This is a genomic window from Longimicrobium sp., from assembly GCF_036554565.1.
Lineage (GTDB): Bacteria > Gemmatimonadota > Gemmatimonadetes > Longimicrobiales > Longimicrobiaceae > Longimicrobium.
Map to the genome: position 1 here is coordinate 1 of NZ_DATBNB010000485.1, position 8,147 is coordinate 8,147.

General features: G+C 69.2%; 9 protein-coding genes. All 9 read right to left on the minus strand.

Annotated features, from left to right (window positions below; translation table 11 throughout):
• Nucleotides 1–397 (minus strand): amidohydrolase family protein (locus tag VIB55_RS13230; RefSeq protein ID WP_331877125.1); only part of this gene is annotated, 397 nt, incomplete at its 3' end.
• Nucleotides 398–925: 528 nt separating this feature from the next.
• Nucleotides 926–2,272: an inositol-3-phosphate synthase gene (locus tag VIB55_RS13235; RefSeq protein ID WP_331877126.1), complete on the minus strand. Its 1,347-nt coding sequence runs from the start codon at nt 2,270–2,272 to the stop codon at nt 926–928.
• Between the two features lie 35 nt (nt 2,273–2,307).
• Complete coding sequence (locus VIB55_RS13240) at nt 2,308–2,943, minus strand: CDP-alcohol phosphatidyltransferase family protein (RefSeq protein ID WP_331877127.1); 636 nt, start codon at nt 2,941–2,943, stop codon at nt 2,308–2,310.
• A gap of 18 nt (nt 2,944–2,961) precedes the next feature.
• Entirely contained in the window at nt 2,962–3,318 is a 357-nt protein-coding gene (locus VIB55_RS13245) for a YlbF family regulator (protein WP_331877128.1), read from the minus strand.
• Nucleotides 3,319–3,331: 13 nt separating this feature from the next.
• The gene (prmC, locus tag VIB55_RS13250) at nt 3,332–4,201 is read right to left on the minus strand and encodes a peptide chain release factor N(5)-glutamine methyltransferase (RefSeq protein ID WP_331877129.1); all 870 of its coding nucleotides are present in this window, start codon (nt 4,199–4,201) and stop codon (nt 3,332–3,334) included.
• 111 nt (nt 4,202–4,312) lie between these two features.
• A complete protein-coding gene (gene prfA / locus VIB55_RS13255; protein WP_331877130.1) occupies nt 4,313–5,383 on the minus strand; it encodes a peptide chain release factor 1 in 1,071 nt (356 codons plus the stop codon).
• A gap of 126 nt (nt 5,384–5,509) precedes the next feature.
• Nucleotides 5,510–5,713, minus strand: a complete 204-nt coding sequence (rpmE, locus tag VIB55_RS13260; protein ID WP_331072602.1) for a 50S ribosomal protein L31 — start codon at nt 5,711–5,713, stop codon at nt 5,510–5,512.
• An 805-nt stretch (nt 5,714–6,518) separates the two neighbouring features.
• Complete coding sequence (locus VIB55_RS13265) at nt 6,519–6,947, minus strand: ferritin-like domain-containing protein (protein ID WP_331877131.1); 429 nt, start codon at nt 6,945–6,947, stop codon at nt 6,519–6,521.
• A gap of 49 nt (nt 6,948–6,996) precedes the next feature.
• Nucleotides 6,997–8,004: a Gfo/Idh/MocA family oxidoreductase gene (locus tag VIB55_RS13270; protein WP_331877132.1), complete on the minus strand. Its 1,008-nt coding sequence runs from the start codon at nt 8,002–8,004 to the stop codon at nt 6,997–6,999.
• Between the last annotated feature and the right edge of the window lie 143 nt (nt 8,005–8,147).

Here is an 8,147-nt window from a genome sequence, read left to right on the forward strand (position 1 = left end):
AAGCGCCGGACGACTCGGTAGCGGCGAGCGTGGTGATGCCGGAGCGCACCGCCTCGACCATCGTCCAGCGCGCGGCGGCGTGGAAGTCGGCCTCGGTGAGCGCGGCGCGCTTGGAGCCGACCAGGCGCAGGATCCAGTCGCGGAAGTTCAGGTCTTCGAGCGCGCCGCGGTACATGGCGAGCTCGGGATGGGCGTGCACGTTCACCAGCCCGGGCATCAGCGCGACCGGCCCCAGGTCTTCGATCACCGCCCCCTCGGGCGGCTCGATGGCCAGCCGCGGGCCCACGGCGGCGATGCGGCCATCGGTGCCCACCAGCACGGCACCGTCGCGGATGGGCGCGGCGCACACGGGAAGCACCCAGTCGGCGCGGTACAGGGTCAGCGGCAGGTCCGGCATCGGGCTCGGTTCGGGTCGCTGCTCAGTGCGCTCGTCAGCACACGCGAAATCGTCGGAGTGTGGACAGGAAGCGATGCAACAAGCAGGCGCGGGGCCCCCCTCCCCCGGCCCCGCCCCCGGCCCCTCCCCCGCAAACAGCGCGGGAGAGGGGGGAACTGCATGCCAGATGAGGCTGGCCGCCGGTGCACGCCTCGGGTGGGCCACTCCCCCGGCCCTCCCCCGGCAAACTACGCCGGGAGAGGGGGGAACTTCGGGTGCAGGGCGACGGGCTGCCTCGCGTGCCTCTGGGAGCCCCCTCCCCCCAGCCCGCCCCCCAGCCCCCTTCCCCCGCTGCGCAGGGGAGGGGGAGACCTGAACTGCGCCTCGGCTGGGCTCGTGCACGTTCCCGGCGGATGCAGTCCGCGAAGGCGGACTTCGGGCCGTTGTTGCCGCGACTTCAGTCGCCGAGCGAGGCCGCCCCCAACGCGAGAACCCGGCCCAACGAGGACCGGGTTCCCTGCTTCCGCACTAACGCACTAACGCACTTCCCTACACCCCGGCGAGCGTATCCGCCTCGTCCAGGTAGTAGTCCAGCCCCAGGTGCGTGATCTGGTCCTCGCCCATCATCCAGCGCAGCGTGTTCTTCAGCTTCATCTGCTGGATGAACAGGTCGTGCTCCGGATACAATCCCTCGCCGTGCATGGGGCTCTTGAAGTAGAACGAGAGCCACTCCTGGATGCCGCCCATCCCCGCCCGCGACGCCAGGTCCAGGAACAGCGCCAGGTCCAGCACGATGGGCGCCGCCAGGATGCTGTCGCGGCAGAGGAAATCGACCTTGATCTGCATCGGGTAGTCCAGCCACCCGCGGATGTCGATGTTGTCCCACCCCTCCTTGGCGTCGCCGCGCGGAGGATAGTAGTTGATCCGCACCACGTGGCTGAACTTGCCGTACAGCTCGGGATAGGTGACGGGCTGAAGGATGTGCTCCAGCACCGAGAGCTTGCTCTCCTCCTTGGTGCGGAACGACTGGGGGTCGTCCAGCACCTCGCCGTCGCGGTTGCCCAGGATGTTGGTGCTGAACCAGCCGTCCAGCCCCAGCATCCGCGCCTTGAGACCCGGCGCGATGATGGTCTTCAGCAGCGTCTGGCCGGTCTTGAAGTCCTTGCCCGCGATGGGCACGCCCCGCTCCTCGGCCAGCTCCTGCAGCGCCGGGATGTCGACCGACAGGTTGGGTGCGCCGTTGGCGTACGGCACGCCCTCCATCAGCGCGGCGTAGGCGTACAGCATGGAGGGGGCGATCTCCACGTGGTTCTCGTCGATCGCCCGCTCGAAGGCCTCCAGCGTCTGGTGCACGGCGCCGGGGACGATGTACACCTCGGTGCTGCCGCACCACACCATTACCAGGCGGTCGCAGTCGTTGCGCGCCTTGAACGAGCGGATGTCGTCGCGAAGGCTTTCCACCCAGTCGCGCTTGCTGCTGCCCGGCTTGATGTTGGTGCCCTGCAGCTTCTTGACGTAGCTCTGGTCGAAGACGGCCTGCATGGGCTCGATGCCCATCAGGAAGTCGGAGATGGGCTCGATGTGCTCGTGCTTGTTGAGCACGCCGCACACCATGGCGCTCTCGTACGCGTTGGCCGGGAACGGGTCCCAGGCGCCGAACACGATGTCGTCCAGCCCGGCCAGGGGAACGAACTCGGAGATGGCGGGCGCGCGGTGCTCCGTGCGCTTGCCCAGGCGAATGGTGCCCAGCTGCGTAAGGCTGCCGATGGGGCGCGCCATGCCGCGGCGCACCAGCTCCACCCCCGCGATGAAGGTGGTGGACACGGCTCCCAGCCCGGGGAGCAGGATCCCCAGGCGCCCGTCGGCGGGCCGCGGCGTGTACTGTTCGTTCCGCACGGTCAAACAGACCCTTTCAAACTGGTGTCTTGGCCCTACGGCCGCGCCGCCGGGGCGGCGTTGGTGTACTTGTAAACCCAGTAGACCCGGTACAGCGCCGTCAGGTTGGTGAGCGCCGCCATGGCCAGCATCACCCAGGTGAGCACCACGCCGCTGCGCCAGCTTCCAAAGAACAGCGTGGCGATTCCAAGTAGCAGGATTCGCTCCGCGCGCTGCATCAATCCCACCCGGCAGTCGATCCCCAGCCCCTCGGCGCGGGCGCGGGTGTACGAAACCAGCAGCGACCCGGCGATCGCGGCCGCCACCACGTACACCATCCACCATACGCCCAGGGTGGGCCGGTCGCCCACGTACAGCGACATCACCCCCATCAGCACCACCACTTCCGACACGCGGTCCAGGGTGGAGTCGTAGAACGAGCCGAAGAGGGTGGACATCGACCGCCGGCGCGCGATGTAGCCGTCGACGATGTCGAAGAACCCGCCCAGCAGCACCAGCAGCCCGCCCAGCTGCAGGTGCCCGAAGAAGTAGGCGATCCCCGCCCCGGCCGTCACCACGAAGCCGATGGTGGTGGCGCCGTTGGGTGTGAGCCCCGTGCGGACGAACAGGTCCATCACCGGCTGCAGCAGCCGGGTTCCCTGGTCGCGCAGCGCGCTGGGCTGAAGCTTCATGGGGCGGAGTGTGGGGGCTCAGGCCAGGATGATACGGCTCTGCTCGCCCGCCTGGATGCCCTTTTCGATTTCCTCGTTCACCCGCGCCATCAATTGGTCCAGGTTGGCGCGCGCCGCCTCGAACGCCTGGTACGCGGGGATGGCCTGCACCTCGCCCACCAGCCGCTCGTACTCATCCTGCTCCTCCAGCGGGGGCTCGCTGCCGCCCTGCATGGCGCGCGCGAACCCGGCCTCCAACTGCTGAAGCCGGTTGAGGCGCGTTACGGCCTCGCGGTCGTTCTGCAGGATTTCACTGGCGCGCTTCATGGCGCCGTATTCGCTGCTGTGCGCGATCTGCCTGCCTACTTCGCGCGCCCGTTCCCAGATCGGTTCCATCCAAACGTCCTTGTCATAGTCGCTCGGCGAGCACGAAGCGGTCGCGCCCCGCCAGGTCCTGCTTCAACCGCGCCGCGTTGAAGGCGCCTGTCCGCTCGATCAGCTGCGCCACGGCGGCGCCCTGCCCCGCCCCGATCTCCAGCGCCAGCAGCCCGCCGGGGCGCAGATGATCGGGTGCCTGCGCCACGAGGCGGCGGATGACGTCCAGCCCGCCCACCCCGGCGAAGAGCGCCGCCTGCGGCTCCCAGTCCACCACCTCGGCATCCAGCGCGGGGCGCTCCTCTTCGCCGATGTAGGGCGGATTGGAGACGACCACGTCGAACGCCTCGCCGCGGACCGGCTCGAACAGGTCGCCCGCCCGGAAATCCACGGGTGTCGAAGGTGCGGCGAACTCGTGGTTGGCGCGCGCCGCGGCCAGCGTGTCTTCGCGAAGATCGGTGGCCACCACCCGGGCGAACGGGCCTTCCGTCGCCAGGGCCAGGGCGATGGCGCCGGAGCCGGTGCCCAGGTCCATCGCCTCCAGCCCATCGCGTCCGGCCGTCCAGTCCAGCACCTCCTGAACGAGGCGCTCCGTCTCGGGCCGGGGGATCAGCACGCGGGGGTCCACCTTGAGCACAAGCTCACGAAACGCGGCTGTTCCGTCAATGTACTGCAACGGCTCGCGGCGCGCACGCCTGCGCAGGCGGGCCTTGAACTCGGCCAGCTCCTCGGGGCTGAGCGGGCGGTCGTACTGAAGGTACAGGTCCAGCCGCTTGAGCCCCAGCATGCCGGCCAGCAGCAGCTCGGCGTTCAGCCGGGGGTTGTGGAAGCCCTTGCCGCCCAGGTACTCCGCCGTCCAGCGGAGCATCTCCACGAGGGTCCAGCGCTTGGTCTCGGTCTGCAAGGCCGTTCGCCTCGGTGTGCGGCACGGAAAAGCGCCGCGGACCCATCGGGGCCCGCGGCGCGCAAACTCGTGCGTTTCCATCGCCCCGTCAATGCGGCGCGCCGGCTCCCGTCAGGCCGCGCGGTCCTCACGCTCTTCCTGCGAGGCCAGCTTCAGGTTCTCGATCACCTCGTCGATGGCGCCGTCCAGGAACTGCTGCAGCGCGTGCGTGGTGAAGCCGATGCGGTGGTCGGTGATCCGGCTCTGGGGATAGTTGTAGGTGCGGATCTTGGCCGAGCGGTCGCCCGTGCCGACCTGGGACTTGCGGTCGCGGGCGCGGGCTGATTCCTGCTCGGCGATGCGCATGTCCAGCAGGCGCGAGCGAAGCACGCCCATCGCCTTGTCCTTGTTCTTGTGCTGCGACTTCTCGTCCTGGCAGGTGACCACCAGGCCAGTCGGCAGATGCGTGATGCGCACGGCGGAGTCCGTGGTGTTCACCGACTGGCCACCGGGCCCCGAGCTGCGGTAGACGTCGATCTTCAGCTCGTTGGGGTTGATCTGCACGTCCACCTCTTCCGCCTCGGGCAGCACGGCCACGGTGGCGGCCGAGGTGTGGATGCGCCCCTGCGTTTCGGTCGCGGGCACGCGCTGCACCCGGTGCACGCCGGATTCGTAGCGAAGGTCGCCGTACGCGTGCGCCCCGCGGACGATGAAGACGGCTTCCTTGTAGCCGCCGGCGGTACCCTCCGACACGCTGAGCACTTCCAGCTTCCAGCCCTGCCGGTCGGCGAAGCGGGAGTACATGCGGAACAATTCGCCCGCGAAAAGGGCGGCCTCGTCGCCGCCGGTGCCGGCGCGCACCTCGACGACGGCGTCGCGGTCGTCCAGCGGGTCGCGGGGGATGAGAAGCAGCTTCAGCTCGCCTTCCAGCCGCCGCACCTCGCCGGTGAGATGGTCGGCCTCGGCGCGGGCCATCTCGGCCATCTCGGGATCGCCCGCGGCGTCGGCGAGCATGGACTGCGCGCCGTCCAGCTCCTCGCGGGCGCGCCGCAGCCGGGCGGCGGCCTCGACGATGCCGGACAGGCGCGAATGCTCGCGCGACACCTCGCGCAGCCGCTTGGGGTCTGCGTGAATGGAGGGGTCGGCCAGCTGAACGGACAGGTCGTCGTACCTGCGCTGCGCGTCGAAGATGCGGTCTTCCATGGGGTCGTGCGTGAGTGCGTCAGTGCGGAGGTGCGGGAGCGAACGTCCTCGCACGACCGCGGCGGCGCCTCGTCGGGGCCGGATAGTCGGAGAGCCGGGGCGCGGCCCCGGCTCTCTTTCGTCTGCTTACTGGGCGGTGGCGTAGCGCTGCCGGAAGCGCTCCACGCGTCCCGCGGTGTCCATCAGCTTCTGCTTGCCCGTGTAGTACGGGTGGCAGTTGCTGCACACTTCGACGCCGATGTCGCCCTTGGTGGAGCGGGTCTCGAAGGTGTTGCCGCAGGCGCAGTGCACCTTCGCGGTGTTGTACGTCGGATGAATGTCGGCCTTCATATCGCCACCACCTGTCGGTTCGTCGGCTTGAAACAGTGGCTCGCCCCCGCGCGACGGTTCGCGCGATACGGGCAGCCGGAGAATCATCAAAACTAGCGGATGTGGCGGATTCGGGCAACCCGCCGCAGATGGTCGATTCGGGAGGCGCGAGCGAGCGACCGTGCGACGACGACGGGCGTGGCGTGCGGGCGGGCGCCCCCCATCCCCAGCCCGTCCCCCGCAAACTGCGAGGGGGAAGGGAGCCAGTTTGGTGCGTTCAGCGAGATAGAGCTTGAGAGGCGGGAACCCGCACAGGCGATGGTGCGTTTCGACAGAGGCCGGCGCAGTCCTCGGCTGCCCTCACCCCCGGCCCCTCTCCCGCAAGCGGGAGAGGGGAGAATTCGATTGCGCTTCGGTCAGTACCACACGCGCCATTGTCATCCCGACGGAGCGGCCACACGGTACCTGCCCATGACCCGTAATCCGCAGCGACCGAGGGATCCGCCACACACCGCGCGTGACCCACCGATGCTGACGCTTCTACGAGGCGACCTAGAAGGGGACAGATCCGGTGTGGAGGCGGTTCCGGCGCCCGTATGCCGAGTGTGTGGCGGATCCCTCAGTCGCTGCTGTCCACGACGTGCGGGCAGGCTCTCCTTGGCCGCTCTATCGGGATGACAAGAGGCGCTTCGGCAGATTCGCCGGCGGGCCGATGAAGCCGCCCGGCGCCGCTCCCCACCAGGGTTCTCCAAAAGCGAACCGGCCCGGGTTTCATCACCCGGGCCGGTCCGCACTCACGCACTCACGCACTAACGCACTCCCGCACTTACTCCTTCCACCCCTCCAACATGCGGCGGATGTCGTCGCGGTGCTGGCTTTCGTCCACCAGCAGGTTCTCCAGCTGCAGCTTGATGGAGATCTCGCCCGCCTCTTCCGCCTGCTGGATGCGCTTGGTGTAGCGCTCGATGGTGTCGACCTCGGCCTGCAGGGCCACCGCCAGCATCTCGCGGTTGTCGCGGGGGATGGGCACCGGCTGCGCCTGCGTGGTGGGAATGCCTCCCAGCGCCACGATCTTGTCGGCCAGGAACGCGGCGTGGCCCAGCTCGTCGGGGATCTCGTTCTCGAAGAACGGCCGCAGGTCCATCCGCCAAGGGCCCGTCACCAGGCTGGCGAAGGTGCGATACATGATCACGGCCTGGTACTCGGCCGCGAGGTCCTCGTTCAATCCGTCGATCAACGCCTTCAGGTCCGCCATTCTCTTCGTCCTCCCTTTCCGGATGTCTTCAGGGCGCGCGTACGCGGCCCTACAGCGCGACTTCGCGCCGTTCGGCCGCGGAGCGGTACGCGGCCTCCACCAGGCGCATCAGCACAAGGTGTTCCCCGGGGGCGGCCACCGTGCGGTCGCCGCGCACCAGCTCCACGAACGCCTGCAGCTCGTTTCGGTAGCTGGCGGTGAACGCGTTCTCGCGCGACGCCTGCACGGGGGGCGTCACCTCCACCAGCCCCGCGGGCATGTCCTTGAACACCGCCAGCGGCGAAAGGGAGGCGGACCCGGCGGTGCCCATCACGTGAAGGTACTGGCGGTCCTTGCGGGCCAGCAGGTTCCAGGTGCAGTCCAGGTTGATCAGCCGGTCGCCCTCCAGCCGCAGCACCAGCGCGGCCGAGTCTTCCACCTCGCTCCCCGCGGGCGAGTGCATGTGCGCCGAAACGCGCTCGGGCTTCGGGTAGCCCAGGGTCCACAGGGCCAGGTCCAGCATCTGCAGCCCCAGGTCCATGAACGCGCCGCCGCCCGCCGTGGACTTCCTTTCCCGCCAGGTGCGGCCCTTGGGGCGGTACCGGTTCAGCCACCCCGTCTTCAGGTAGTACACGTCGCCCAGCTCGCCGCCGGAGACGAACTGGTGAAGCGCCGCGGTGTCGGGCCGGTAGCGCTGGTTCATGGCCACCATCAGCCGCCCCTCGGCGCCTTCCTCGTCCATGATGCGCGCGACCCCGTCGCCGGTCAGCGCCAGGGGCTTTTCGCAGAGCACGAACTTGCCGGCCCGGAGCGCCGCGCGAACCTGCTCTTCGTGGCGGTTGCTGGGAGTGCACACCACCACGCCGTCCACGTCGTCGGTGAGCACCTGCTCGGCCTCGGTGGAGACGGTGGGGATTTCGAAGCGGCTGGCGATGGTGCGCGCGGTGTGCGCGTCGCGGTCGGCCACGGCGACCACCTCCACGCCCCGCATGCGCGTGAGGATGGGAAGGTGCACCACCTGGGCGACGGAGCCGGCGCCCAGCACGGCCAGCCGGACGGGAGGACGAGAGATGGCCATCAGCGAATGGTCGAGTTGGAAGTCGGCGGCGTGGCGGGCGGCGGCATCACGGGGCGGCGCATGTCCGATGGAAAGGCCCAGCTGCCGCCCACGCCCACGCTGAACGATCGCAGGTTGCTGGTCAGCACGCCACGTGTTTCGGC